28 protein-coding genes, 1 tRNA gene and 1 pseudogene are annotated in these 24,700 nt (G+C 38.5%); 20 read left to right on the top strand and 10 right to left on the bottom strand.

What is annotated here, in order from left to right:
• Positions 1-273: 273 nt before the first annotated feature.
• The 3 genes from CCAL9328_RS09425 to infC all read left to right on the top strand — a co-directional run bounded on the left by CCAL9328_RS09425 (position 274) and on the right by infC (position 3,033).
• Positions 274-349: transfer RNA gene (locus CCAL9328_RS09425), tRNA-Val, on the top strand.
• Positions 350-697: 348 nt separating this feature from the next.
• A complete protein-coding gene (gene thrS / locus CCAL9328_RS09420) occupies positions 698-2,518 on the top strand; it encodes a threonine--tRNA ligase (protein WP_169972319.1) in 1,821 nt (606 codons plus the stop codon).
• Entirely contained in the window at positions 2,515-3,033 is a 519-nt protein-coding gene (infC, locus tag CCAL9328_RS09415) for a translation initiation factor IF-3 (protein WP_170000510.1), read from the top strand. Before thrS ends, infC begins: the two co-directional genes overlap by 4 nt.
• 37 nt (positions 3,034-3,070) lie before the next feature.
• Here infC and nhaA read toward each other — a convergent pair whose 3' ends face one another.
• Complete coding sequence (gene nhaA, locus CCAL9328_RS09410) at positions 3,071-4,246, bottom strand: Na+/H+ antiporter NhaA (RefSeq protein ID WP_169937862.1); 1,176 nt, start codon at positions 4,244-4,246, stop codon at positions 3,071-3,073.
• A 95-nt stretch (positions 4,247-4,341) separates the two neighbouring features.
• On the opposite strand from nhaA, the gene proB reads away from it, so the two are divergent.
• From proB to CCAL9328_RS09390, 4 genes are read left to right on the top strand one after another with little or no spacing between them, the layout of a single operon-like run.
• Positions 4,342-5,466, top strand: coding sequence for a glutamate 5-kinase (gene proB / locus CCAL9328_RS09405; protein ID WP_169972318.1), 1,125 nt, complete (start codon positions 4,342-4,344; stop codon positions 5,464-5,466).
• Between the two features lie 10 nt (positions 5,467-5,476).
• Complete coding sequence (locus tag CCAL9328_RS09400; protein WP_170000509.1) at positions 5,477-6,727, top strand: glutamate-5-semialdehyde dehydrogenase; 1,251 nt, start codon at positions 5,477-5,479, stop codon at positions 6,725-6,727.
• Between the two features lie 2 nt (positions 6,728-6,729).
• Positions 6,730-7,515 carry a pyrroline-5-carboxylate reductase gene (proC, locus tag CCAL9328_RS09395; RefSeq protein ID WP_211436848.1) on the top strand — a complete coding sequence of 262 codons (786 nt, stop codon included), beginning with the start codon at positions 6,730-6,732 and terminating at the stop codon, positions 7,513-7,515.
• Positions 7,515-7,748 carry a helix-turn-helix domain-containing protein gene (locus CCAL9328_RS09390; RefSeq protein ID WP_169937870.1) on the top strand — a complete coding sequence of 78 codons (234 nt, stop codon included), beginning with the start codon at positions 7,515-7,517 and terminating at the stop codon, positions 7,746-7,748. Before proC ends, CCAL9328_RS09390 begins: the two co-directional genes overlap by 1 nt.
• Here CCAL9328_RS09390 and CCAL9328_RS09385 read toward each other — a convergent pair.
• The 3 genes from CCAL9328_RS09385 to rpsT are packed head-to-tail and all read right to left on the bottom strand — an operon-like array spanning position 7,745 to position 9,517.
• On the bottom strand, positions 7,745-8,167 hold the full coding sequence (locus CCAL9328_RS09385) for a TOBE domain-containing protein (RefSeq protein ID WP_169937872.1): 423 nt from the start codon (positions 8,165-8,167) through the stop codon (positions 7,745-7,747). The two genes, CCAL9328_RS09390 and CCAL9328_RS09385, sit on opposite strands and share 4 nt — an antisense overlap.
• Before the next feature lie 2 nt (positions 8,168-8,169).
• Positions 8,170-9,237, bottom strand: coding sequence for a peptide chain release factor 1 (prfA, locus tag CCAL9328_RS09380; RefSeq protein ID WP_170000508.1), 1,068 nt, complete (start codon positions 9,235-9,237; stop codon positions 8,170-8,172).
• Between the two features lie 10 nt (positions 9,238-9,247).
• Positions 9,248-9,517, bottom strand: a complete 270-nt coding sequence (gene rpsT, locus CCAL9328_RS09375; RefSeq protein WP_169972313.1) for a 30S ribosomal protein S20 — start codon at positions 9,515-9,517, stop codon at positions 9,248-9,250.
• Positions 9,518-9,782: 265 nt separating this feature from the next.
• On the opposite strand from rpsT, the gene glmM reads away from it, so the two are divergent.
• The 8 genes and pseudogenes from glmM to CCAL9328_RS09335 all read left to right on the top strand — a co-directional run bounded on the left by glmM (position 9,783) and on the right by CCAL9328_RS09335 (position 15,392).
• Entirely contained in the window at positions 9,783-11,123 is a 1,341-nt protein-coding gene (gene glmM / locus CCAL9328_RS09370; protein ID WP_170000507.1) for a phosphoglucosamine mutase, read from the top strand.
• Entirely contained in the window at positions 11,116-11,568 is a 453-nt protein-coding gene (lspA, locus tag CCAL9328_RS09365) for a signal peptidase II (RefSeq protein ID WP_169937879.1), read from the top strand. Before glmM ends, lspA begins: the two co-directional genes overlap by 8 nt.
• Positions 11,569-11,624: 56 nt before the next feature.
• Positions 11,625-11,984 carry an NINE protein gene (locus tag CCAL9328_RS09360; protein ID WP_169937881.1) on the top strand — a complete coding sequence of 120 codons (360 nt, stop codon included), beginning with the start codon at positions 11,625-11,627 and terminating at the stop codon, positions 11,982-11,984.
• Between the two features lie 35 nt (positions 11,985-12,019).
• Positions 12,020-12,454, top strand: a complete 435-nt coding sequence (hemJ, locus tag CCAL9328_RS09355) for a protoporphyrinogen oxidase HemJ (RefSeq protein WP_169938037.1) — start codon at positions 12,020-12,022, stop codon at positions 12,452-12,454.
• A 128-nt stretch (positions 12,455-12,582) separates the two neighbouring features.
• A pseudogene (locus CCAL9328_RS09350) lies at positions 12,583-13,620 on the top strand (LLM class flavin-dependent oxidoreductase).
• Between the two features lie 70 nt (positions 13,621-13,690).
• The gene (locus CCAL9328_RS09345; RefSeq protein ID WP_169937885.1) at positions 13,691-14,365 is read left to right on the top strand and encodes a CsgG/HfaB family protein; all 675 of its coding nucleotides are present in this window, start codon (positions 13,691-13,693) and stop codon (positions 14,363-14,365) included.
• Positions 14,366-14,367: 2 nt separating this feature from the next.
• Positions 14,368-14,733 (top strand): DUF4810 domain-containing protein, encoded by a 366-nt coding sequence (locus CCAL9328_RS09340; protein WP_169937887.1) that lies wholly within the window; start codon positions 14,368-14,370, stop codon positions 14,731-14,733.
• Positions 14,730-15,392 carry a DUF799 domain-containing protein gene (locus tag CCAL9328_RS09335; RefSeq protein ID WP_169937889.1) on the top strand — a complete coding sequence of 221 codons (663 nt, stop codon included), beginning with the start codon at positions 14,730-14,732 and terminating at the stop codon, positions 15,390-15,392. Before CCAL9328_RS09340 ends, CCAL9328_RS09335 begins: the two co-directional genes overlap by 4 nt.
• A gap of 24 nt (positions 15,393-15,416) precedes the next feature.
• On the opposite strand, the gene CCAL9328_RS09330 is transcribed toward CCAL9328_RS09335, so the two are convergent.
• Positions 15,417-15,776: a diacylglycerol kinase gene (locus CCAL9328_RS09330; RefSeq protein ID WP_169937891.1), complete on the bottom strand. Its 360-nt coding sequence runs from the start codon at positions 15,774-15,776 to the stop codon at positions 15,417-15,419.
• Between the two features lie 124 nt (positions 15,777-15,900).
• On the opposite strand from CCAL9328_RS09330, the gene CCAL9328_RS09325 reads away from it, so the two are divergent.
• The gene (locus tag CCAL9328_RS09325) at positions 15,901-16,659 is read left to right on the top strand and encodes an exodeoxyribonuclease III (protein ID WP_169972310.1); all 759 of its coding nucleotides are present in this window, start codon (positions 15,901-15,903) and stop codon (positions 16,657-16,659) included.
• A gap of 24 nt (positions 16,660-16,683) precedes the next feature.
• Here CCAL9328_RS09325 and CCAL9328_RS09320 read toward each other — a convergent pair whose 3' ends face one another.
• Entirely contained in the window at positions 16,684-17,241 is a 558-nt protein-coding gene (locus CCAL9328_RS09320; protein WP_169972309.1) for a manganese efflux pump MntP, read from the bottom strand.
• 80 nt (positions 17,242-17,321) lie between these two features.
• Here CCAL9328_RS09320 and CCAL9328_RS09315 point away from each other — a divergent pair, with 80 nt between their 5' ends.
• From CCAL9328_RS09315 to CCAL9328_RS11205, 4 genes are all read left to right on the top strand, one after another.
• Positions 17,322-18,062, top strand: coding sequence for a DUF4197 domain-containing protein (locus CCAL9328_RS09315; protein WP_170000506.1), 741 nt, complete (start codon positions 17,322-17,324; stop codon positions 18,060-18,062).
• 32 nt (positions 18,063-18,094) lie between these two features.
• Positions 18,095-18,997: a DMT family transporter gene (locus CCAL9328_RS09310; protein WP_169972322.1), complete on the top strand. Its 903-nt coding sequence runs from the start codon at positions 18,095-18,097 to the stop codon at positions 18,995-18,997.
• 133 nt (positions 18,998-19,130) lie between these two features.
• Positions 19,131-20,039 (top strand): DMT family transporter, encoded by a 909-nt coding sequence (locus CCAL9328_RS09305; protein ID WP_169972307.1) that lies wholly within the window; start codon positions 19,131-19,133, stop codon positions 20,037-20,039.
• A 76-nt stretch (positions 20,040-20,115) separates the two neighbouring features.
• Complete coding sequence (locus tag CCAL9328_RS11205) at positions 20,116-20,670, top strand: type II secretion system protein (RefSeq protein ID WP_283240782.1); 555 nt, start codon at positions 20,116-20,118, stop codon at positions 20,668-20,670.
• A 36-nt stretch (positions 20,671-20,706) separates the two neighbouring features.
• Here CCAL9328_RS11205 and CCAL9328_RS09295 read toward each other — a convergent pair whose 3' ends face one another.
• From CCAL9328_RS09295 to CCAL9328_RS09280, 4 genes are read right to left on the bottom strand one after another with little or no spacing between them, the layout of a single operon-like run.
• The gene (locus CCAL9328_RS09295) at positions 20,707-21,513 is read right to left on the bottom strand and encodes a metal ABC transporter permease (RefSeq protein WP_169937901.1); all 807 of its coding nucleotides are present in this window, start codon (positions 21,511-21,513) and stop codon (positions 20,707-20,709) included.
• On the bottom strand, positions 21,506-22,330 hold the full coding sequence (locus CCAL9328_RS09290) for a metal ABC transporter ATP-binding protein (RefSeq protein WP_169972306.1): 825 nt from the start codon (positions 22,328-22,330) through the stop codon (positions 21,506-21,508). The genes CCAL9328_RS09295 and CCAL9328_RS09290 overlap by 8 nt, the downstream gene beginning before the upstream one ends.
• A complete protein-coding gene (locus tag CCAL9328_RS09285) occupies positions 22,327-23,784 on the bottom strand; it encodes a HoxN/HupN/NixA family nickel/cobalt transporter (protein ID WP_170000505.1) in 1,458 nt (485 codons plus the stop codon). Before CCAL9328_RS09285 ends, CCAL9328_RS09290 begins: the two co-directional genes overlap by 4 nt.
• Positions 23,785-24,645 carry a metal ABC transporter solute-binding protein, Zn/Mn family gene (locus tag CCAL9328_RS09280; protein ID WP_169972305.1) on the bottom strand — a complete coding sequence of 287 codons (861 nt, stop codon included), beginning with the start codon at positions 24,643-24,645 and terminating at the stop codon, positions 23,785-23,787.
• Positions 24,646-24,700 lie beyond the last annotated feature (55 nt).

The raw sequence follows: 24,700 nt of genomic DNA, 5'->3' as shown, positions 1-24,700 counted from the left end.
GTTTTTGGTTAGTGAAATTATATATTATTTACTATGAGAAAAACATGAGAAATAATGAAAAATTAAAAATACCGTATTTTGGGCATATACAAGTATATTTTGACATAATAAATAGGTATTATGAGATTTTTTTTTAAATATAAGCTTGATTTTTTTAAGAAATTATTAAATATAAGAGAAGTGACATTTTTTGATAAACTAGTGTAAATTTATAAAAAATAAATTTTTAAGCAAAGAAAAATGAAATTTTTAATATAATCCCAAAATATTTTTGGTCCCGTAGCTCAGTTGGTAGAGCACTACCTTGACATGGTAGTGGTCGATGGTTCGAGTCCATTCGGGGCCACCATTTATGCTTTATCTCCCCATAATTTTGATTTATATTTTAAATTTAAATATCTGTGCATGTTTGTATTATTGTTTGATAATAAAATGTGCGAGGTAATCTCCCCGCACGATCCTTGGAGAAGGAGAAAATGTTTTTGAGTAATGCAAAGACAAAACATTTGTGAAAATACTAACGCCTTTTCTCTTAAAATATAATTAATTATATAGATAAAATATATTTAAATATACTATTAAAAGCTATTTAAATTTTATTAAAATATTAAGTTTAGCTTAAAGTCCATTTGGATACAATCAAAACCTAGTTCTTTTAATGTAAAAAAGACAATCCAGTAAAACAAAGGAAATCAAAATGAGCGATATAATCGCATACAAACTAAACGGCGAGATAGTCGACACTCAAAGCATCGCAGGACGTGAAAGCGAAGCTTCTCCTATATATTTCGACAACTCACCGGAAGCATTAAATGTCATTCGTCACTCCTGTGCTCACCTCATGGCACAAGCCATAAAAGAGATCTACCCTGGGGCTAAATTTTTTGTCGGACCAAATGTAGATGATGGTTTTTACTACGACTTTAAAGTAGATGAGGCAAATACCAAACTTACTGAAGATGATCTAGCGGCAATAGAAAAAAAGATGAAAGATCTTGCGGAAAAAAAGCAAGATATAGTCAAAACAAGCTCTACAAAAGCTTTTATGAGCGATAAATTTAAAAATGACGAGCTAAAACAAGAGGTGCTAAAACGCATACCAGATGGTGAAGTTAGTAGCTATACACAAGGAGAATTTGAAGACTTGTGTCGCGGACCACACCTTCCAAATACAAAATTTCTAAAATTCTTTAAGCTAACTCGCGTAGCCGGAGCTTATCTGGCAGGCGATGAAAATCGCGAGATGATAAATAGAATTTATGGCACAGCCTATGCCGATAAAGAGAGCTTAAAAGAGCATATTCGTGTTATCGAAGAGGCAAAAAAGCGCGACCATAGAAAACTTGGCGTAGAGATGAAACTCTTTAGCTTTGATGAAGAGGTTGGCGGCGGTCTTGCTCTGTGGCTACCAAACGGCGGACGCTTAAGAAGTAAGCTAGAGCAATTGCTTTATAAAGCTCACCGCGTGCGCGGATATGAGCCTGTTAGAGGTCCGGAGCTTTTAAAAGCAGATGTTTGGAAGAAGTCGGGACACTACGCAAATTATAAAGAAAATATGTATTTTACGACCATAGACGAGCAAGAGTATGGTATAAAGCCGATGAACTGCGTTGGTCACATTAAGGTATATCAAACAGATATTAGAAGCTACCGTGACCTACCACTTAAATTTTTTGAGTATGGTGTAGTGCATCGCCATGAAAAAAGCGGTGTTCTTCATGGACTTTTTAGGGTTCGCGAATTTGCTCAAGATGACTCGCATATATTTTGTATGCCAAGCCAAATAAAGGAAAACATACTTGAAATTTTAAGTTTTGCCGGCGCTATCATGAAAAGTTTTGGTTTTGAATACGAAATGGAAATTTCTACAAAACCGGCTAAAGCTATCGGTGATGATGAAATTTGGGAAACAGCAACAAAAGCACTAAAAGAGGCTCTTGACGAAAATGGTTTTAAATACGGCATAGACGAGGGTGGCGGAGCGTTTTACGGACCAAAGATCGACATAAAAATCACTGACGCATTAAGAAGAAAGTGGCAGTGTGGCACTATCCAAGTAGACTTTAACTTACCTGAGAGATTTGATCTTGGATATATAGATAGCAACAACGAACGCCAACGTCCGGTTATGTTACACCGTGCATTACTTGGAAGTTTTGAGAGATTTATAGGAATTTTACTCGAACACACAGCAGGTGAGCTACCGTTCTTTATCGCTCCAACGCAAGTTGTTGTCGTGCCGATAAATGACGCTCATCTTGAATACGCAAAACATGTTTCAAAAGAGCTTATGAAGGTAGGTGTTGATGTTGAAATTTCAAGTAAAAATGAGAGCTTAAATAAAAGAATAAGAACGGCTGAGAAACAAAGAGTGCCTATGATACTTGTGTTGGGTGATAGCGAGGTAGAAAACCAAACTGTAGCTCTACGCGATAGACAGGCTAGAACGCAAAGCGAAATGAGCTTAGCGGAATTTGTAAATTTAACAAAGGAGAAACTTAGTGAGGTGCATTTTTGAGTAAAGAACAAGAAGTATTGCTCAATGAAGATATTAGGGCGCGCGAAGTAAGATGTGTCGGAGATGACGGCACTGCTTACGGTGTTGTTTCAAGAGACGAGGCTTTAAAGATAGCTGAAAAACAAGGGCTTGATTTGGTGCTTATAGCACCTGATGCAAAACCGCCTGTTTGTAAGATAATGGACTATGGAAAATTCCGTTATCAACAAGAAAAAAGGCAAAAAGAGGCTAAAAAGAAGCAAAAAGTCATTGAGGTAAAAGAGATAAAACTCTCTGTTAAAATCGCACAAAACGACATAAACTACAAAGTAAAACATGCTTTGGAGTTTTTAGAAGACGGAAAACATGTTAAATTTCGTGTATTTTTAAAAGGTCGCGAGATGAGCACGCCGGAAGCCGGTATTATCATGTTAAATAAAGTCTGGGAGTTGGTTAAAGATGTTGCAGACCGTGACAAAGAACCACTCTTGGAAGGTCGCTATGTCAATATGCTAGTAACCCCTAAAAAAGGCTAAGAAGACTCAAAGAGTGGAGCTATCCACTCTTTTATTATTAATCCAAATTTTCTTTTCTTTCGCTACTAAATACTCTTAATATAACAAAACCTATAACCCCTGATATAACAGAGCCTATCAAGATAGCTAGCTTATCAGTGTAGGCAAAGGCATCTGTGTCGTTATAGGCTAAACCGTTTACAAAAAGACTCATTGTAAAACCAACTCCGCAAAGTATCGCTACTCCGTAAAGTTGCGCCCAATTTACGCCGTCTGGAAGTTTTGCCATCTTAAATTTTATAGCCACAAAGCTAAATCCAAATACACCAAGTTGTTTGCCTATAAAAAGACCAAGAGCGGTTCCAAGAGCAACAGGAGATAAAATTTCATTTAGTCCAACACCTTTTAAGGCAATACCCGCATTTACGAAAGCAAATATCGGAAGTATCGCAAAAGCAACCCAGGCGTGCAGGTCGTGCTCTATCTCTTTTAGCATTGATTTTGGACTATTTTTAAAGCTTAAAGGTATAAAAAATGCCGCCACAACGCCTGCAAGAGTGGCATGGACACCTGATTTTAGTACTGCAACCCACATGATAGCACCCACTAGTAGATATGCTGCCTTACTTTTTACTCCGTAGCGATTTAGTGCAAAAAGAGCTATAAGGCAAAGAGACGATATGCCAAGTGATAAGACGCTAAGCTCGCTTGTATAAAATAGTGCGATGATTATAATGGCACATAAGTCATCGATGATCGCTAACGTCATAAGAAAAATTTTAAGACTAGTTGGCACGCGTGAGCCAAGCAGGCTAAGTATGCCTAGGGCAAATGCTATGTCGGTAGCCGTTGGTATAGCCCAGCCCTTAAGTGCAAAACTATCATCTGCGGCAAAGATGTAAAAGATCAGCGCAGGAACTATAACGCCACCGGCAGCCGCGATCGCAGGAAGAGCTATTTGCGATGGATTTCTAAGCTCACCTTCTAAGACCTCACGTTTTAGTTCAAGACCGACTAAAAAGAAAAAAACCGCCATCAAGCCATCATTTACCCATAATATAAGAGCCTTGCTAAGTCCGATATCTCCGAAGCTTATAGTGAATTTCGTCTTTAAAAATTCATTATAAAATTCGCTTAAAAATGTATTTTGGCAAACTAAAGCCAAAATAGTTGCTATCATCAACAAGACACCACCGCTAGCCTCGTGCCTTAAGAACTCTTTGATATTTGACATTTTTTTCCTTTAAAATTTTTTCTATCTTAGCAAAAAATTAAAAATATACCAAATTTTAGTTATAATCTTACGTAAAATTTTTAAGGCTACATACAATGCATCGTAATTTTAAAAACATCAAGAAAATCGTAATAAAAGTCGGCACTTCAACTCTTACAAATTCCGATGGCTCTCTTAATGAAACGCTTATAAAATCCATAGTAGCTCAAATTTGCGATTTTAAAAATCGCGGCTTTGAGGTGATTTTAGTGAGTTCTGGCGCTGTAGGTGCAGGCATGGGGTTGCTTGGGCTTGATAAAAAACCGAGTAATATAAATGAAAAACAAGCTCTAGCGGCGGTAGGTCAAGTGGCTTTAATGCATCTTTATGAGCGAATTTTTTGGGCACATTCTAAAAATATCGCCCAACTTCTACTTACAAGAGGCGACTTTAGTGATCGCAAAAGATATTTGAGTGTTAGAAATGTTTGCTTAAAGCTTTTAAGTTTGGGTATCGTGCCTATCATAAATGAAAATGACCCGGTGGTTGCTGATGAGATCAAGGTGGGCGACAACGATACTCTAAGTGCACTTGTAGCAGGCTTAGTTGATGCTGATTTACTTATTATACTAAGCGATATCGATGGGCTTTATGATAAAAATCCAAATACAAATTTGGACGCAAAACTAATAAACACCGTTGAAGAAATCGACGAAAATATAGAAAAAATGGCTGACGGTGACGGGGGTAAATTTGGCACAGGGGGTATGACTACTAAGATCAGCGCAGCCAAAATGGCAAATAAGATCGGCACAAATTTAATCATTGCAAATGGCAAAATGCCAAATGTGTTGTTTAAAATTTTAAATGAAGAAAAGATAGGAACTCTCTTTTTGGCAAATCAAAAGAGGCTAAGCTCAAGGAAGTATTGGCTTGCTTACGGCGCTACGCAAAAAGGTGAGATAGTGGTTGATGATGGAGCGATAAAGGCTTTAGCGCAAGGTAAAAGCCTGCTTAGTGTTGGAATTTTAGATGTTATATCGGAGTTTGAGAGAGGTGATATGATAAGCGTAAAAAGTCGCGAAGGCAAGGTCGTCGCCAAAGGCATAAGCAATTACTCAAGTAGTGAAATTTCTCTTATAAAGGGTCATAAAAGTGATGAGATAGAGCAAATTTTAGGTCACAAAAGTGATAATGACGTTATACATGCAGATAACTTAGCCTCTAAAGATCAAAACTAAAAGGTATGAAATGAATGAAATTTTAGATATTGCAAAACTGGCAAAAGAGGCAACTGGCGAGCTTGTAGCATTAAAAAGTGAGACGAAAAATGAAATTTTACGAGCCGTATCTGCTGAAATTTTAGCAAAAAAAGAGCAAATAAAAGCTGTAAACGAGATAGATATAAAAAACGGAGAAGCGTCAGGTCTTAATGTTGCTTTGCTTGATCGTTTGAGACTAAGTGACGCCAGGATAGAGGCGATGGCTAACGGATTGCTTGAAGTGGCTGACTTTGCCGATCCTATTGGTGAAATTTTAGATGGATGGCGGCATAAAAATGGCATGCAAATAACAAAAACACGTGTTCCTCTGGGCGTTATCGGCATGATATATGAGTCAAGACCAAACGTTAGTATAGATGCGGCGGCACTTGCATTAAAAAGCTCGAACGCTATCATTCTTAGGGGGTCGGCAAGTGCGATAAATTCCAACAAATTTCTTGTAAATTTATTTAACGAGGTAGGATCTAAAGCAGGGCTTGTAAAAAATGCCGTGCAACTAGTGCAAAGCACGGATCGAAGTGTGGTAGAGCAGATGATAAAAATGCATGAATTTATCGACGTTTTAATCCCTCGCGGTGGTAAAAATTTAAAAGAATTTATAATCAAAAACGCAACTATCCCTGTGGTTGAGACAGGTTCTGGTGTTTGCCAAATTTTTATCGATGAAAGTACCAATATAAATGAAGCCGTAAATATCGTAAAAAACGCAAAAACACAGCGACCAAGCGTATGTAATGCGGTTGAATGTGTGCTTGTGCATGAAAATATCACGGATAAATTTATACCTGCTCTTATCAAAGAGTTAAGTGAAGTAGAGTTAAGACTAGATGATGAAATTTATACTAAATTTATGAATGAAAAAAATGTTGTAAAAGCTAAAGATACGGACTTTGGAGCAGAATTTTTAGATCTTATCTTGGTTGTTAAAAGCGTTAAAAATACAACCGATGCTATAAGGTATATAAATGAGCACTCAAGCGGACACTCAGACGCGATACTAAGCCAAAACTACGCCAATATAGAGCTGTTTTTAAACTCGGTAAATAGTGCCGTCGTGTATGCAAACGCTTCAACTAGATTTAGCGACGGTGGGGAATTTGGCTTTGGCGGAGAGATAGGAATTTCGACACAAAAACTTCATGCAAGAGGTCCGATGGGTGTTAGAGAGCTTACGACTTACAAATATGTCGTAAGAGGAAACGGGCAGATTAGGGGGTAATGATGAAGGTTGGATTTATAGGTGTTGGAAATATGGGCGAGGCGATACTTGGCGCGGCTATAAAACAGGAATTTGTAAAAGAGCAAGAAATTTTTGCCTTTGCAAGAAGTAAAAACAGCGCGTTAAAAGATAAATTTGGCATAAATGTATGTGACAATGAGCACGAAGTGGCTAAAAATGCCGACTTGTTAATTATCGCTATTAAGCCTGCAGGATTTGAAGAGTTGCTAAAAGCAATAAAAGACGACACTAAAGACGGTGCGATAATCTTAAGCGTTGCAAGCGGGATTAGCATAAATTTCATGAGCGAAAGGCTAAATAAAAATGTCAAAATAGTTCGCAGTATGCCAAATGTCGCAGCCGCTATCTCTCAAAGTGTAACCGCCATATGTTTTGGTGAAAATTTTACACATGAGGATCGTAAAATTGTGATGAAATTTATAGAGAGTTTTGGCTCTGCTCATGAGATAGAAGAGAAGCTGTTTGCTGCTTTTGTAGCGATAGCCGGAAGTCTTCCTGCTTATGTTTTTGTCTTTATCGAGGCTTTGGCGGATGGAGCGGTTTTAGAGGGTATGCCACGCCTTAAGGCTTATGAGATCGCATCTCGCGCGGTTGCCAGCTCTGCAAATTTAATCTCACAAACCGGCAAGCATCCAGCGCAGCTAAAAGATGCCGTCTGCTCGCCCATGGGGACTACTATAGAAGCGATCGCGGCACTTGAGAAAAATGGTTTTAGAAATGCCGTGATAGAGGCGGTAAAGGCTTGCAGTAAGAAAGCAAAGTCGTAATGGATGCTTTTGAGCGATCTGTTTTTGCTGCGATCGTTGGCGAGAAGAAGATGGTGGTGATAAGCGAGCTTTGCAGGCTGCGTGATGAGAGAGGATTTGCTTTTGCAAGTATCGAAAAACTTTGTGAGTTGGCAAATGCAAGCAAGCCTACTGTTATAAATACGCTAAATTTATTAAAAGAAAAAGGCGTAATAGAGCGCGTAAAAAACGGTGTTTATAAATTTTGTATTTAAACTTTTACACCTACTATTATTTGAGAAGTTTTAATGATAGCCGTTACTTTATCGCCCGTCTTTAAGGCTAGCTTCTTACAAGAGCTCTTTGTTATAAGGGCTGAAATTTGATCATCTTTTATATCGATAATGATCTTGGAATTTGTTGCAGTGTCTATGATCTTGCTGATTGTTCCTGAAATTTGATTTGTCGCACTTAGCTTTAAATTTCCGTCTTTTGCAACGACAACATTTGAAGCTTCAAATAAAAATACCGCTTTTTTGCCGATTTTTAACTCTAAATTTTTCTCGCTACTAACACTAATGGTTGCTTTTAAAATTTCACCGTTTTTTAGTTTAGCGGTTATTAATGAATTTATAGCACCTGTTTTAACGTTTGAAATTTCAACATCAAGTCGGTTTCTAACACTAATCGACATTTTTATAAGCCGGCAGCTGTTAATGCCTCGGCTTGATAGTGGGCGATAAGCGGTTCTATGATCTCGTCAAACAACCCAGCCATCATGATAGCGTCCAAACGGTAAAGGGTCAGGTTTATGCGATGATCGCTTATACGGTTTTGCGGGAAGTTGTAAGTGCGTATACGACCGCTTCTGTCGCCGGTTCCTACTTGTGATTTACGTTCATTCATCTCTTTTTCAAGACGCTCAGCCTCTTGCATTTCGTAAAGGCGTGCTTTTAGTACTTTCATCGCAGCTTCTTTGTTTTTGTGTTGCGATTTGCCGTCTTGGTTGGTTACGACTAGACCTGTTGGGATGTGTGTGATACGGACGGCCGAGTCGGTTGTGTTTACGCTTTGTCCGCCATGTCCGGAGCTACGCATAACATCTATACGAAGGTCGTTGGGGTTTATCTGCACTTGGCTGTCTTCAACTTCCGGCATGATGGCTACAGTAACGGCTGATGTGTGCACGCGACCTTGGCTTTCGGTTTCGGGCACACGTTGAACACGGTGTGTTCCACCTTCAAATTTGAGCCTTGAGTATGCACCAGCGCCTTTGATAAGCACGATGATCTCTTTAAAACCACCCGCACTTCCCTCACTTTGACTTACTATCTCAAATTTCCATCCGTGAAGTTCGGCGTATCTTATGTATGCATTAAAAAGATCGCCGACAAACAGAGCTGCCTCATCGCCGCCTGTTCCGGCACGGATCTCTAAAAAGATATTTCTATCGTCATTAGGATCTTTCGGTAAGAGTAGAATTTTTATATCGTCCTCAAGCTTAACGATACGAGATTGAGCGTTTTTTAACTCCTCTTTGGCTAGTTCGCCAAGTTCTGGATCGTCAAGAAGGGATTTGTTTTCTTCTATATCGTTAAGTGTTTGCAGATACTCACTTGCCGCATTTTTGATATCTTCTAAAGATGACTGCTCTTTTGAGAGCTTAGTCATCTTTTCTATATCGTTGATTATGCTTGGATCGCTTAGAAGTAGAGAAATTTCATTATAGCGATCCAAAAACGGTTGGAGTTTATCGGCAAACATTAAGGGTTAATTACGCAGCTTTTAATGTATTTACAAGTTTTGCAAGACGACTAACACGGCGTGCAGCTGTTTCTTTTTTGATTACGCCCTTGCTCACAAAGCTATGAATACTTTTGTTTGCAACTTTTAAAGCCTCGTTAGCAGCGTTTAGATCTTTAGCTTCAACAGCTACGCGCACAGCTTTTGTTATGTTTTTAAGTCTTGTGCGGTAAAATCTATTTCTCTCAGTTCTTTTTATAGTTTGTCTTGCTCTTTTTTCAGCAGATTTGTGATTTGCCATAATTTACCTTTTTGATAATTTTAGTCCGTGATTATATGTAATTTTTATTTAAATATTGCTTAATTTAAGTAAAATTTAAAATTTTTTAGATCGCTGTAAATTTTATCGGCCATAAAAGCGATAACTGCCATCTTTTTATAATATTTTAGTGTTTTTGGTTTTTATATAAATTTATATTTTTTTGATAAAATAGCAAAATTTGCGTATGAATTATTTTATATGCATAAATTTACTAGGAAGTAAAGTCTTAGAATAAGGAACAATTATGAAACTATTTGGTACCGACGGAGTTCGTGGCAAAGCGGGAGAAAAACTATCCGCACAAACGGCTATGCGCCTAGCAATGGCAGCGGGAATTTATTTTAGAAAGTATTCGGTTACAAATACGATTTTGCTTGGAAAAGATACAAGAAAAAGCGGTTATATGATAGAAACGGCCATTGTTGCTGGTCTTACGGCTGTTGGCTATAATGTCTTGCAAATAGGACCTATGCCAACTCCTGCGGTAGCGTTTTTGACTGAAAATATGCGATGTGACGCTGGTATCATGATAAGTGCCTCACATAATCCTTTTTATGATAACGGCATTAAATTTTTTGACGGAAAGGGCGATAAACTTGAAGAGGATATCGAAGCCGAGATAGAAAAAATTTATTTTAACGATGAGTTGATAGCAAATGCGCAAAAGACAATGACTGAAATTGGTGCAAACAAACGTATAGATGACGTTATTGGAAGATATATCGTGCAGATAAAAAATTCTTTCCCAAAAGAGTTAACTCTTAAAAATTTACGAGTTGTTCTTGATGTGGCAAACGGTGCTGCATATAAAGTCGCTCCGACTGTTTTTAGCGAACTTGGAGCCGATGTTATCGTTATAAACGATGAGCCAAACGGCAGTAACATCAACCAAGGGTGTGGCGCGCTTCATCCTGAGGAGCTAGCAAGCGAGGTTAAGAGACTTCGTGCGGATATAGGATTTGCCTTTGACGGCGATGCAGATAGGATAGTGGTTGTTGATGAGCGTGGCGAAGTGGTGCACGGCGACGCGCTAATTGGCGTTTTAGCCACGTTTTTAAACGAGCAAAATATGCTAAAAGGCGGCGGCGTAGTTGCTACTGTTATGAGCAATGCGGCTCTTGAGGATCATTTAGCTTCACACGACTTAAAGCTCATTAGGGCTAATGTCGGTGATAAATACGTTCTTGAGCTTATGAAAAAACATGGTATAAATTTTGGCGGAGAGCAAAGCGGACATGTGATATTTAACGACTTTGCAAAGACGGGCGATGGGCTTGTAACATCCATGCAAATAGTTGCGATGATACTTAAGAAAGGTAAAAAAGTAAGTGAAATTTTTAGCGCGATAAAACCTTACCCGCAAATTTTATTAAATTTAAAGATAAGCGAGAAAAAACCTCTTGACAAGATAGATGGGCTTAAAGAGCTTGAGGCAAGTCTTAAAAAAGACGGCATAAGGGCGTTATTTCGTTACTCCGGGACAGAAAATCTCATCCGCCTTTTGCTCGAAGGTAAAAATCAAGCCTTGGTTGAAAAGCGTATGGCAGAGGTTGAAAAATTCTTCATAAAAGCCTTAAATGCATAAAATTTTATTTAAATTTTTAGTTGTTTTTGTTTTTGTATTTTTACTTGACCAGGCGATAAAACTAGCCTATGTCGCAGGATACGGTAGATATGAGGGGGAGTTTTTCTCTCTCATACTTACTTATAATTTTGGCGTGGCATTTTCTATGTTTTCTTTTTTGGGGGAGAATTTAAAATTTATTCAGCTAGCACTTCTTGTGGCTGCTTTTATGTATCTTTTAAAAGAGAGGGAAATTTTAAGCTCAAACACAACCGCGGTCGGTCTGATCTTTGGTGCAGGATGCTCAAATATCCTTGATAGATTTGTTCATGGCGGTGTAGTGGATTATGTATTTTGGCATAAGTGGTTTGAGTTCGCGGTGTTTAATCTTGCCGACGTGATGATAGATCTTGGCGTTGTTTTAATACTTTGGCATAGTTTTTTTGCTAAAAAGAGTAAAATTTAAAATAATTTAATAATTTTTAATTTAGAATTAATATTTAAGATCAAAAAGGAAGAGCAATGAATAACATATATGTAGCTTACGCGCTTTGGTTTTTCTTGGGCTGGCTTGGTGCACATAGGCTCTATCTTGGTAAATTTATAACAGGCTTTTTAATGATGGGGCTGTTTTTTATGGGGACCATGCTTCAAGTTGTGCTTGTGGGATATGTTTTTCTCTTGATCTGGGGCATTTGGTGGATAGCGGATGTATTTTTAACAGGTAAGTATGTCGATGAAAATATCCTAAAAGAGGGGCTTAAGCGAGATCTTAAAAATCAAGATATCGCAAATGACCTAAAACGTCTTTACGAGCTTTATGAAAAAGGTGAGATCAGTAAAGCCGAATTTGAAGCCAGAAAAGAAATTTTATTTAGATAACAAAACAATTCAAAGGAGATAATATGTCAGATATTTTGGCGGAGTATTATAATTACTTCAGATTTGCACACTATATATTTTTCGTATCGTGGATGGCGGTATTGTTCTATCAGCCACGACTTTATGTCTATCATGCGGAAAATATGGATAAACCAGACTATGTAAAAGTAGTTGAGGTTATGGAATACAAAATGTATCATTATATCGGCTGGATCGCGTTAATAGGCTCATTCGCAACGGGAATTTTAATCATCCTTTCGATGCCTGACTTGCTAAGATCAGGTTATATACATGTAAAGCTGACCGTGGTTGTGCTAATGGCGATATACCATCTTGATCTTGGCAGATACATGAAGTTGCTTCGCGAAAAGCGCTGTAATAAATCGGGCATGTTCTTCCGTGCTTATAACGAAGTACCGACTGTGGCTATGCTAATTATCATCTGGATGATAGTATTTAAACCGTTTTAATAACCCTCTAAAGGCGTCAAATTTTATCTAAATTTAGACGCCAAATACACTTTGTTATTATTTTTACCTTGAAATTTTGTTAATTGTTAATGGATAGAATTTATAAAATTTAAATTACAAGGATAAAAATGAAACTTTCCATACTAAATTTAGTTCCGATCCGCGAGGGACAAACTTACAAAGAAGCCGTAAATTCTATGCTAAATTTAGCCAAATTTGCTGAAAATTTAGGCATAGAGCGCTACTGGATAGCAGAGCACCACAACATGCCGCATATCGCAAGTTCGGCTACTGCCTTGCTTATAGAGCATACACTTTCGCATACAAATACATTGCGAGTTGGATCCGGGTGAGTGATGCTGCCAAACCATAGCCCATATGTTGTAGCTGAACAATATGCTACCTTAGAAAGGCTTTATCCCGGTCGTGTCGAGTTAGGGCTTGGTAGAGCTCTCGGCACTGATACTCCGACGGCAAGAGCTCTAAGAAGGGGGCGTAGCGAGGTTGACTTTAGAGACGATCTTGCAGAGCTTAGAGGGTATTTTGAGGGAACAAATAACGTGCAAGCATATCCTGCAAAGGGCTTAAATTTACCATTTTATATACTCGGCTCAAGCCTGCATAGTGCGTATTTAGCGGCAGAGCTAGGGCTTACTTATGCGTTTACGTCTCATTTTGCTCCAAGGGATTTATATGATGCGGTAGAAATTTATAGAAGAAATTTCAAGCCATCTAAATTTTTGGATAAGCCCTATGTTATCATCGGTGTAAATGCTTATGTTGGTGACAGCGATGAAGAGGCGATGAGTCTTGCTACCTCTCAAACCATGTTTTTCATAAATGTCGTAAGCGGCGGCAATCAAAATTTAATGCCTCCTGTAAAAGACGATGAGGCTGTATGGCGAAATTACCAAAAGGCAACGCAGGCTCCACATTTTGGTCCGGTTGATTTTAAAAATACAAATTTGATAAATCAAGAGCGAGCGGTAGTTAGACAAATGACCGCATGCTCTTTAATCGGCAGTAAAGAGAGTATTAAATTTCAACTTCAAAGCTTGGCTCAAGAGGTTAAGGCAGACGAGATAATGGCTGTTAGTTATATATTTGACGAGCAAAAACAGCAACGATCTTATGCTTTATTAAAAGAGATCGTTGATGAAATTTAGCGAAAATTTTTTAACACTGTTTTAGTTGTTCTTTGGTATTATTGAGATCAAATTTCATTAAGGAGAGAAGATGGACTTAAAACACATCGTTAAAATCGCAACTGTTGCAGCACTGGGCATGCTACTTGCCGGTTGTGCAAGCGAAAGTTCAAGAACGCTTGAAACGCCAAAAGTAAGGGCTGCTAGCACTGTTTATCACGGTGAAAAACATACCGTATCGGTAGGTAGATTTAACAACCAATCCTCATATCAAAACGGAATTTTTAGCGACGGCGAGGATAGACTAGGCAATCAAGCCGCAACTATACTTGTGACCAATTTACGCGATAGCGGTAGATTTAACGTGCTTGAGCGCACAAATATGAAAGCTCTTGAGCAAGAGAATAAATTTAACAAAACACAGGCAAATTTTAAAGGCGCAAGATATGTTGTTACCGGTGATGTAACGGAATTTGGCAGAAAAACTACCGGCGATCATCAGCTTTTTGGCATACTTGGTAAAGGTAAAAAACAAACCGCTTATGCAAAAGTAAATTTAAATGTCGTAGATACAAGCACTTCAGAAGTAGTATACTCATCACAAGGTGCAGGCGAGTATGAGCTAAGCAGTAGAGAGATTATTGGATTTGGCGGTAGTTCAGGATATGATGCGACACTAAACGGCAAAGTTTTAAGTTTAGCCATAAGAGAGGCGGTAGACAACTTGGTGACAGGACTTGAAAGTGGCAGCTGGAGCATCAGATAAGCATGAGATATAAAATTTTATTAGTTGCGCTTTGCGCTTTTATATTTGCTGGTTGTGCTGGAGATAAGTCAAGCGCGCTTTACTACTGGGATGGCTCATATACAAGTGCCAACTACAAGTATCTAAGCGATGAGTATGACTTAAATGAGCAAATCTCTATGTTAAGAGATAGCGAGCAAAGAGCGTATGAGAAAGGCTTAAAAGTTCCTCCGGGGTTTTATGCTCATCTTGGTTTGCTTTATTCAAATTTAGGCAATATGCCTCAAGCTAAGGCGTATTTTCAAAAAGAAGTAGAGCTTTTCCCTGAGTCTAAAAGCTACATCGAGTTCTTGCTAACTCAAGACAAAACCACAAAGGCTAAAAAATGAAATTTTTAAATATATTATTTCTAGCGTTTATTGCGCTATTTTTTAGTGCTTGTGCTGCTTCAAAAGGTTATGACTACTCGAATTTCTTACAGACGAAGCCGCGCTCTATCTTGGTGCCTATGCCTACGAATGAAACAGCGGAGATCAAAGCTTCAGCAGCTGTTTTAGCACACTCTCTTGCGCCGTTGTCAGAGGCTGGATACTATGTATTTTCACCGGCTTTAGTAAATGACACTTTTAAGCATAACGGTATAACAGAGCCAAGTGAGATCGCTCAAATTCCTCTTAGTAAATTAAAGCAAATTTTTAACGCAGATGCGGTGCTTTACTTAAATGTATCACAATACGGCACCTCTTATCAGCTAATAAACAGCAAAACAGCCGTTGCCGTAGAGGCAAAGCTTGTTGATATAAATACAGCAAATACCCTTTGGGAAAGAACGGTTTTAGCACAACAAGACTCAGGTGGAGGTAGCGGCGGTTTGCTAGGCATACTGGTTTCGGCTGTTGTAAATCAGATAGTAAACAGTGTCGGTGACGCAGGATATGATATGTCGGCGCAAGCCATGATGATGCTTTATGCACCCGATTGTTATGATTGTTTATTGCGCGGACAATACTCTGCAAAATACATGCAAGACAAGCAGCTAACGCGCTAAGACTAAGCCGAGTTCTCGCTCGGCTTAAAATTTAGTTACCAACGCATATATAAAAAACCCACCACATAAAAAATTACATATCATAACAGCACTACTAGCGGCATCTTTTGCGCATTTTGCTAGAGGATGGATGTTTGGACTTGCAAGATCAACTACTCGTTCGATGGCTGAGTTTAAACACTCGCATACCAAAACCAAGGTCATTGAAAAGATAATGGCTAAATTTAAAATCAAGTCAAATTTCCAATAAAAAAGACTTAATCCAAGTGCCGTAAATACGACAAGCTCTAAGCGAAAGCTACTTTCGTTTGCGTAAATATCTTTAAATCCATCTATAGCATAGCTCCAGTTTTTAAAAAATTTATATTTTGGTTGATTTCTCATGCCAGGCCTCTTGTTTTATAAATAAATAAAACACAATAATACTATAAAATAAATTAAACCCGCCGCCTGATAAGCGTTAAAAGCTAAAATTTTTTTGCTATACTTCTTTTAAAAAGGATAAAATTTGAAACTTATTAGTTGGAATGTAAACGGACTTCGTGCCGTAACTGCAAAGGACGGTTTTTCGTGGCTTAACGAGCATGATCCTGATTTTCTAGGGCTTCAAGAGGTTAAGGTAAAAGAGACTGATGTACCAAAAGAGATATATGCCTTAGGCTTTAATGAGATAAATATAAACTCTGCCCAGCGTGCCGGATACTCGGGCGTGATGAGTATGTCCAAATTTGATACAAGCACTTTTAAGTCGCAATTTTTCGAAGATAGTGAGGGGCGAGTTTTGGAACATCGCCTCGGTAATTTAGTGATCTTTAATATTTACTTTCCAAACGGGCAAAAAGATGAAATCCGCCTTGCTTATAAAATGGACTTTTATAGCAAATTTTTAAAGTATATAAACGAGCTTACGGCGGCCGGATATGATGTGATATTTTTTGGCGATGTTAATACCGCACACAAAGAGATAGATCTTAAAAATCCAAAGTCAAATTCCAAAACCTCTGGCTTTTTACCTATAGAAAGAGCTTGGATAGATGAGGTTATAAAAAGCGGCTTTATCGACACTTATCGACAAATTCATGGCGATAAAGAAGGGGCTTATTCGTGGTGGAGTTATAGATTTAACGCAAGAGCTAAAAATGTCGGTTGGAGGATTGATTATTTCTTTATTTCACAAAGCCTTAAAGATAGACTAAAAGACGCTTTTATATTAAGTGATATAGCAGGCAGCGACCACTGCCCAGTTGGCATCGAGATACAAATGTAAGGTTTTAGCTACGAGCAGGACTTATTAAAAGTTAAATCCATGATCAAGTAAGTGTGTTATCAAAATTTCACAGCCTAGAAAAATAAGTATCGCTCCGCCTAGCACCAGAGCTTTTGAGTGTAGATATGAGCCTATAAATTTTCCAATATAGCAAGCTATGATACAAAGCGCAAAGCAAAATATCCCGATGATAAGACAGGCACTTAAGATGTTGGTTTGTTCAAAACTAAAAGTTACGCCAACGGCTAGTGCGTCTATACTGGTTGCTATGGCACCTAAAAGTAGCTCTTTTAGGCTAAGTTTTTCTAAATTTTCATCGCACTCTTCACGGCTTTCTTTTATCATTTTTATGCCTAAAAACAGCAAAATTCCAAATGCTATAAAGTGATCTATGCCGGCGATAAAAGAGATGAAACTAAGCCCTAAAGTAAATCCTATCAAAGGCATTAATGCCTGAAATACTCCAAATACCGCAGAAATTCTAAGTATATGAGAAATGGATATTTGCGGGTTTTTGGCGCCGTTAATGATAGAAAGGGCAACAGCGTCCATAGCAAGGGCAATGGCTAGAAGAAATATCATTTTACACCTCTAAATTTAAAAGGGCTTATTGTATCTTAAAAAGCTTTTGGGTAAAATTAAAAATTTTAACAAGGACACAAATGAAAAGCAAACTTATACTCGCGCTTTGCGTTGCGCTAAACCTTAATGCGTTTGATATAACAAATGTCTTAAAACAAGGCGGAGAGATACTAAATAATTCAAATTCACAAGACTATAAAAGCCTTTTAAATGTAGCGATCTCAAAAGCTGTAGATGAGCTAAAGGGCGGTTTTATAAATAACGCTACAGCCAAGATCGACCTACCTCCGACTCTTAAAACGGCTGCAAATTTAGCTAAAAGCGTTGGCGGAGAAAAGTGGGCTAAAGATATGCAAACGAGCATAAACGAAGCCGCCACTCAAGCCGTCGCAGGTGCGGCACAGATTTTTACGGATAGTATCAAAAACATGAGCCAAGATGATGTTAAAACGCTTATACAAGGCGGAGATGACGCCATGACAGCCTATCTTGAAAAGAGCTCAAGCGCCAAATTAGAAAAAGTTTTTACTCCTATTATCGAAAAAATAATGAGTCAAAACAGCTTTGCAAACGCGTATAACGGACTAAATTCCTTCATCTCAAATACGGCTTCAAATTCTCAAACCGCAAAGGAGCTAAAAAGCTTAGCCTCAAATTTAGGAGCCGATAAGTACATACCGCAAGATGGCGAAAATTTAAACGAATACATCAGCAAAAAGACGCTTGAGGGCTTGTTTGCAGTTATGCGCGAAAAAGAGAGCGCACTTAGAGCCAACCCATTAAACGGGGGTAAAAAGCTACTTGATGGACTACTAAAATAAATTAAAGGCAAAATTTGACTACCGCAAGCGCAATAAAAGCAGATAGAAGAAAGGAATTTTACGCCGATTTTACCCTTGTTATTGTGGGTATCGTGTGGGGAGTTACCTTTTTGCCAATGGCAAAGGCTCTTGATACAAACGGCGTTTTTACTATACTTTTTTGGCGATTTCTTATCGCATTTGCGTTACTTTCGCTTATATCATTAAAATTTATAAAGAGGATCGATCCAAAAAGCATAAAATACGGCGCGATAGTGGGTGTGTTTTTATTTGCGGGATTTGCCCTGCAAACCTTTGCTCTTAAATACACTCTAAGCTCCACAGTTGCCTTTATAACGGGGCTTATCGTCATATTTGTTCCGTTTTTGATGTTTGTATTTTTTAGAACCAAAATTCGAGCCTACACATATATAGGAGCTAGTTTGGCTACGGTTGGGCTTTATATGCTTTGTGACGGTGAGCTTGGATTTGGACTTGGTGAGCTTTTAAGTTTGTTTTGTGCTTTTGCTTATGCGTTTGAAATCATGCTTGCCGGATATTTTGTTAAAAAATGCGAAATTTTTGTCATGGTTGCGACGGAATTTTTAGTAGTTTGCGCCCTATCTTTGATATGCGCCGTAATTTTTGAAGATACGCCTGTGCCCGTGCTTGATAGAGAATTTGTCGTTGCTGTCGGAGTAACGGCTACTTTGGCTACGGTTTTTGCATTTTTTGCACAAAATATAGCACAACGCTATACAACACCCGTTAAAACCGTGCTTATCTTAACTCTTGAGCCGGTTGTGGCGGGCTTTGTGGGGTATTTTTTCGGTGCGGAAATTTTAAGTTCATGGCAAATTTTAGGTGCATTTGTCATACTTGTGGGTATTTTAGCTAGCGAACTTGGTTCATACATAACTCCAAAGATAAGACGCAAAAGAGGCTTTGACGAGTAGTTAAATTTGATAAATTTTATGTAAAGTTCGTCTTTATGGGCTTTTCATGCACTTGGTTAAAATATTTTAAAGCATAATTAAATTATCATTTCATCTTTACAAAAATGTGATTTTAGTGAGATTAGGAGGAGATATGCTTAGAAATTTATCTACAAAAGAGACTTACGCGGACCTTGCTCTTATTGCTACGGCTATTGTTTGGGGTGCGACGTTTTTACCTATGGCTACCGCCACGCAGACAAATGGTGTTTTCACGCTACTTTTTTGGCGCTTTTTGATAGCTTGTTTTATCATGGCGTTTATAGCCTTTAAATTTGATAAGAAATTTGACATAAATAGCATTAAATACGGACTTATCCTTGGCGTGATACTATTTTTTGGATTTGCCTCACAAACCTTTGCTTTTAAATTTGCCCAAAGTGCAAATGTAGCGTTTATTAGCGGACTAAACGTAGTCATCGTTCCATTTGTGGTTTATGCTTTTTTTCGCGAAAGGATAAGCATATATGCCTATATCGGCGTTGCTTTAGGATGTATAGGGCTTTACTTTTTGAGCGATCCTAGTGTTAGCTTTGGCAAGGGAGAGGCTTTAAGTATAGTTTGTGCGTTTGCCTGGGCTTTTCACATCGTATTTACTAGCTTTTATGCTAAAAAATGCGAACTATTTACTCTTCTTGCGACACAGTTTGGTGTCATCATCGTGTTAAGTGCGATTTTTGCATTTGCTTTTGAAGATGGTATAACGCCGAATTTAGACTATGCTTTTTACAAAGCGATGGTGATATCTATCTTGTTTGCAACCATTTTTGGCTTCATCATGCAAGCAACCATGCTAAAGCTAACGACACCTGTAAAGGCCGCTCTTATCTTTACGCTTGAGCCTGTTTCTGCGGGAGTTTTGGGGTATTTTGCGGGTGGAGAGATGTTTGGTGTGTGGCAAATTTTGGGTGCGCTTATCATACTTGCAGGAATTTTAATCAGCGAGATAGGAACTATTTTACAAAAAAACTCTTGCGCTAAGACGCAAGCCGTGCACGTGTAATGGATTTATTGTTAAAATATTGTTTTTTAGATATAATCCAAACTTATGTTCAAATTAAACAAATAGGAGGAAACCGATGAAAAGAGGTTTTACTATGATCGAGTTGATCTTCGTGATCGTTATACTTGGTATATTGGCTGCGGTAGCGGTGCCAAGACTTGCTGCGACTAGAGATGATGCCGAAGTGGCAAAAAGCTTAAATGAAATTTCAATGGCTGTTGGCGATATCACACAGTATTATGTAGCTAGAGGTGCTATAAGCACAAATATATCTGACATGACAAACGTGCGTTTAACAGGTGCTTTTACTAACGATAATAATGTTCCAGGCGGCTCTGTTACTTATGATACAAGAAACGCATCTGGCACCAATTCAGCTTGTGTAACAATAGCGATAGAGGCCGTAACTGAAACAATCGCCGCAACTACTCCTGGTGGTCAGTCTACTACAAGAACTACAGGTTATGCCCTAACCTTAGCTCCTGTTACTGATAATACAGGAACAATATGTCAAGCTATCCGTAATTCGGAGTCTTTCCAAAGGCTTGCTCATAATCAAAATAATAACGGAGCATATGATACTTCAACTAAAAAACAACACATGATAACCGGTGCAGGTGTAAAATTCTAATCCAAGCCCCTTTTGGGGCTTTCTTCTACTATTTTTCTATCCTCTAAAGCGTCTAAAAAATATACTAAATACAAAAAAACAAACCGAAGCCACAAGTATAATACTAGCTCCGCTAGTTAAATTTAACCAAAAGCTCAAAAATAGCCCTACAACGCAAAATACAGCCGAAAAGAGTGCGGAGATAAGCATCATAGAGCCAAGTCTGCTAGCAAGACCTTGCGCTATATAAGGCGGTATAGTAAGAAGAGCGATAACAAGTATAAGACCTACTACTCGTATGGTGGCTACCACGCAAAGTGCAGTCATGCAAACTAGGATATAGTAAAAAAGCTTTGTATTTACTCCGCGCAAGCTTGCAAATTCGCTATCAAAACTAACCGCCACAAACTGACGGTAAAAAAGAACGATAACGGCGGTAAAAACCACACAGATAACACTCATAAAGTAAATATCCGTATCACTTACGGCTAGTATCGAGCCAAAAAGATAACTCATCAAATCAGAGCTATATCCAGGAGTAAGGTCTATAAATATAATACCTATCGCCATGCCAAATGCCCATATAGCCCCTATGACGGAGTCGATACGAGCCTTGTCGTTTAGGGTGATGGTTGCGATTATGAGAGCAAGCAAGAGCGAGAAAACCCCTGCTCCTAAAAGCGGCTCAAGCGAGAAGAAAAACGCTATGCCTATACCGCCATACGCCCCATGGGCTATGCCTCCTGCGATAAAAGTCATGCGATTTATCACGATAAGAGAGCCGATAAGACCACATATAATACTTACTAAAATTCCAGCCATCAAAGCATTTTGCATAAAATTTAAATTTAATACCTCAAGCATGAAAACCGCCTAAAATTTTATGTTTTGCAGGAGTGAATTTAATAGCGCTTGCATGTAGTGAGTCTTTGCATTCGCACTCACCAAGGGCTATCTCAACATCGCAAAAATGGCTATGAGAGCTGCTTAGGTGGTTTATAAATTCTTGTTTTTTAGCGCTTTTATCGATGTCGTGGATATATAAATTTTTACTTACGTAAGCGACTTTTGTGGCAAAATTTAGCGTGATATTTAGGTCGTGGCTGATCAAAACTATGCCGGTTCCTTGGGAGTTTATGTTTTTTAATATATTATAAATTTCAGTTTGCCCTTTTGTATCGATACTTGCGGTCGGTTCGTCAAGCATTAAAATTTTAGCATTTGCGCAAAGCGCTCGCGCTATATAAGCACGTTGCCTTTGTCCCCCGCTAAGCTCTCCGATACGGCGATAGACGAAGTCTTGCATGCCAACTTTTGCAAGGGCTTGCATGGCACTTTCTTTTTGGGCTTTTGTGTAAAAACCAAAAATTTTTTTATCGATAAGCCCCATCAAAACGACCTCTATAACGCGCATCGGGAAATTCGGGTTGGATATTAAATTTTGTGGAACATAGCCGATAAGCTTGCTTACTTCATGCGGAGCTTTGCCAAAGAGCTTTATCTCGCCGCTTTGAGGCCTTAAAAGCCCTAGCATGAGTTTAAGCAGGGTGCTTTTACCTCCTCCGTTTGGCCCGACGATAGCTAAAAAGTCGTTACTGTTGTAGGTTAGGTTGATATTTTCAAGGACAACTTGATCGTCGTAGTTGAAATTTAAATTTGAAATTTCTATCGTATAGCTCAAAATACACTCACTTGTAACACCGATGTAAAAAGCATAAAAAGCCCAAGACTAAACATAAACAAAAGCGCGATGAGTTCTGGATAAATTTTAAATTTTTCCAGCTTTTTAAACGCACCTTTGTTTACGGTCGCTCCAAAAACTGCCGCTATAAATATCACCGCACTCATGCCAAGAGCCATGAAAACCCCACTTAAAAACCCTAGAAGATAGCTTCCAAGCTCATAAGCTAGGATAAAAACAAGTATAGTCCCAGGGCAAGGAACTAGCGCAACCGCCGCCGAGATCAGCCACTCTTCGTAGGATTTTTTATCATCTTTTGCTAACGCACTGCAGACATGGCAACCGCAACCCGGCTTATGTGGACTAAATTTATAGTCGTGAGCATTTTTGCTTTTGGTGTAAAATTTGAGTTTATTATATATCATATAAAGTGAAATAGCAATGATAATAATCGCCGAAGCTATCGTAGTAAGTCGTGCGGCATCTTTGGTATATGTCGGGCTTATTTGCGAGATGCTAAAAAACATTATAAATACAAACAAAAACGCCCCAAGAACATGCATGAAGCCGATCTTTAAAGAAAATATCGCCGCTTTTGTGTAGCTACCGCCGGTTGCGGCAAAATACGAACTTGTAAGCATTTTGCCATGTCCTGCTCCAGCCGCATGTAAAAAGCCGTAAACAAACGAGCAAAACAGCATAAAAAATAACCCCGCGCTTGTGCGTGTTTCGTTGTTGTTTTTGATAAGCTCTTTAAGTCTATCAAGATAACTTAGTCTCGCTTTTGCGATGAAGTTAAATTTCTCTTCGTCTATACGGTCGATCTCTTCGTGTTCGTTTTGGTTTGTTACTATGGATTTTAAGGTCGGCTTGTCGTTGTGCGCTTTTGCCTCGTGTTTATTTGAGAGAGTGTAAAATGCGATGTTTGAATTTAGGTTGGGTATGACCCAAAAGCCGTCATTTATCTCGTAAGCATCGCTATCTATAAATTTAAAATGAAAATACTCCTCTTTATCTAGTATCTCAACAGATAGCACAAATCCCTCTTTAAGCGGTAGTTCACTCTTAAAAGATAGGTCAAATTTTAGCCTTCCTTCATCAAAATAAAGCTCATAATCTTTCAAATAAAGCTCAAATTTAACGGCATCAGTATCTTTTTCGTAGTATTCGACGTTTGTGAGATAGTGTCTTGGAACTAGATAGTCAAGTAAAAGCAGTCTTATCTCTCTTATCTCTTTTTTATCGATAATTTTGTCGGAGTTTATATCAAAATTTTGTCTCATCAGCTCTGAGAAATTTTCAGAAAAACTCCATGTAAAATTTACGCCTGTGATATTTGTCGAGTTTGTATCAAATTTTGTGCTAACATGCGCAGTCGGCGAGTAAAGGGAGCAAAGAGCGCACCCAAATGCGTTAATGCTAAAAAGTATAAGCACTAAGATGCGCGTCATCATTTACAGACTTTTGGCTAAAATTTCAGCCGTTTTTTTCATCTCTTCTTCCCATTCAAGCGGTAGTTGATCGATAGAAACGACATTAGCGTTTATTTGACTTGCTATAAGCTTTGCGGCTTTTTGCGAAAATTGTGGCGCAACAAAGATAACTTTTACGTTATGCTCTTTTGCTTCCTCGATAAGTTCTGCGATCTGAGCCGGCTTTGGCTCCTTGCCCTCGATCTCTATGGCGATTTGCTCTAGGTCATATCGGTGTGCAAAGTATCCCCAAGATGGATGATAGACTATAAATTTACGGTTTTTAGTATCTTTTAAAAGGTCTGAAATTTTCTTATCAAGCGCGTCTAGCTTAGCTTGAAATTTGGCTAAATTTTGCTCATAAAGCTCTTTGTTTTGCGGGAAAGTTTCCAATAGAACTTTTGCTATATTGTTAGCTTGCGCCTTTACAAGCACGGGATCAAGCCAGATATGCGGGTCAAGTCCGCCGTGATCGTGGTCGCAGTGTGGACCATGTTCGTGATGGTGCTCGTGTTCGTTTACCATGGAGATCTTTTTGATACCTTCATCGGTGTGGGCTATCTTTAAATTTTTAAATGTTTTAGTAAATCTTTTTAGCCAAACTTCTTCAAATTCCGTTCCGACGGCAAAATAAATTTCGCTTTTTTCAAGCTCTTGCATCTGCTTTGGTTTTGGCTCGTAAGTGTGTGGATCGGCTCCTTTACTAACCATGACATTTACCGTAACGGTATCTTGAGCGATTTGTTCGATGAAGTATTTTGTAGGTAAAATACTTGCCGTAACTATCGGTTTTGCAAACAGTGCGATTGCACTTAACATTAAGAAAGTGAAAATCTTTTTCATGTCATCTCCTAAAAAATAATTCGCAAAGTCTAGCAAAATGCAACTAAGTTGCAAC

It is taken from the genome of Campylobacter sp. RM9328, assembly GCF_012978615.1.
Note: the sequence above shows the minus strand (reverse complement) of the source record. Positions and strands in the feature narration are given on the sequence as shown.

Bases quoted from the DNA above. Each gene is read 5' to 3' on its own strand.
- thrS (WP_169972319.1), top strand. From the start codon at position 698: ATGAGCGATATAATCGCATACAAACTAAACGGCGAGATAGTCGACACT.
- nhaA (WP_169937862.1), bottom strand. From the start codon at position 4,246: ATGTCAAATATCAAAGAGTTCTTAAGGCACGAGGCTAGCGGTGGTGTC.
- proB (WP_169972318.1), top strand. From the start codon at position 4,342: ATGCATCGTAATTTTAAAAACATCAAGAAAATCGTAATAAAAGTCGGC.
- CCAL9328_RS09400 (WP_170000509.1), top strand. From the start codon at position 5,477: ATGAATGAAATTTTAGATATTGCAAAACTGGCAAAAGAGGCAACTGGC.
- proC (WP_211436848.1), top strand. From the start codon at position 6,730: ATGAAGGTTGGATTTATAGGTGTTGGAAATATGGGCGAGGCGATACTT.
- CCAL9328_RS09390 (WP_169937870.1), top strand. From the start codon at position 7,515: ATGGATGCTTTTGAGCGATCTGTTTTTGCTGCGATCGTTGGCGAGAAG.
- CCAL9328_RS09385 (WP_169937872.1), bottom strand. From the start codon at position 8,167: ATGTCGATTAGTGTTAGAAACCGACTTGATGTTGAAATTTCAAACGTT.
- prfA (WP_170000508.1), bottom strand. From the start codon at position 9,237: ATGTTTGCCGATAAACTCCAACCGTTTTTGGATCGCTATAATGAAATT.
- rpsT (WP_169972313.1), bottom strand. From the start codon at position 9,517: ATGGCAAATCACAAATCTGCTGAAAAAAGAGCAAGACAAACTATAAAA.
- glmM (WP_170000507.1), top strand. From the start codon at position 9,783: ATGAAACTATTTGGTACCGACGGAGTTCGTGGCAAAGCGGGAGAAAAA.
- lspA (WP_169937879.1), top strand. From the start codon at position 11,116: ATGCATAAAATTTTATTTAAATTTTTAGTTGTTTTTGTTTTTGTATTT.
- CCAL9328_RS09360 (WP_169937881.1), top strand. From the start codon at position 11,625: ATGAATAACATATATGTAGCTTACGCGCTTTGGTTTTTCTTGGGCTGG.
- CCAL9328_RS09345 (WP_169937885.1), top strand. From the start codon at position 13,691: ATGGACTTAAAACACATCGTTAAAATCGCAACTGTTGCAGCACTGGGC.
- CCAL9328_RS09340 (WP_169937887.1), top strand. From the start codon at position 14,368: ATGAGATATAAAATTTTATTAGTTGCGCTTTGCGCTTTTATATTTGCT.
- CCAL9328_RS09335 (WP_169937889.1), top strand. From the start codon at position 14,730: ATGAAATTTTTAAATATATTATTTCTAGCGTTTATTGCGCTATTTTTT.
- CCAL9328_RS09330 (WP_169937891.1), bottom strand. From the start codon at position 15,776: ATGAGAAATCAACCAAAATATAAATTTTTTAAAAACTGGAGCTATGCT.
- CCAL9328_RS09320 (WP_169972309.1), bottom strand. From the start codon at position 17,241: ATGATATTTCTTCTAGCCATTGCCCTTGCTATGGACGCTGTTGCCCTT.
- CCAL9328_RS09315 (WP_170000506.1), top strand. From the start codon at position 17,322: ATGAAAAGCAAACTTATACTCGCGCTTTGCGTTGCGCTAAACCTTAAT.
- CCAL9328_RS09305 (WP_169972307.1), top strand. From the start codon at position 19,131: ATGCTTAGAAATTTATCTACAAAAGAGACTTACGCGGACCTTGCTCTT.
- CCAL9328_RS11205 (WP_283240782.1), top strand. From the start codon at position 20,116: ATGAAAAGAGGTTTTACTATGATCGAGTTGATCTTCGTGATCGTTATA.
- CCAL9328_RS09295 (WP_169937901.1), bottom strand. From the start codon at position 21,513: ATGCTTGAGGTATTAAATTTAAATTTTATGCAAAATGCTTTGATGGCT.
- CCAL9328_RS09285 (WP_170000505.1), bottom strand. From the start codon at position 23,784: ATGATGACGCGCATCTTAGTGCTTATACTTTTTAGCATTAACGCATTT.
- CCAL9328_RS09280 (WP_169972305.1), bottom strand. From the start codon at position 24,645: ATGAAAAAGATTTTCACTTTCTTAATGTTAAGTGCAATCGCACTGTTT.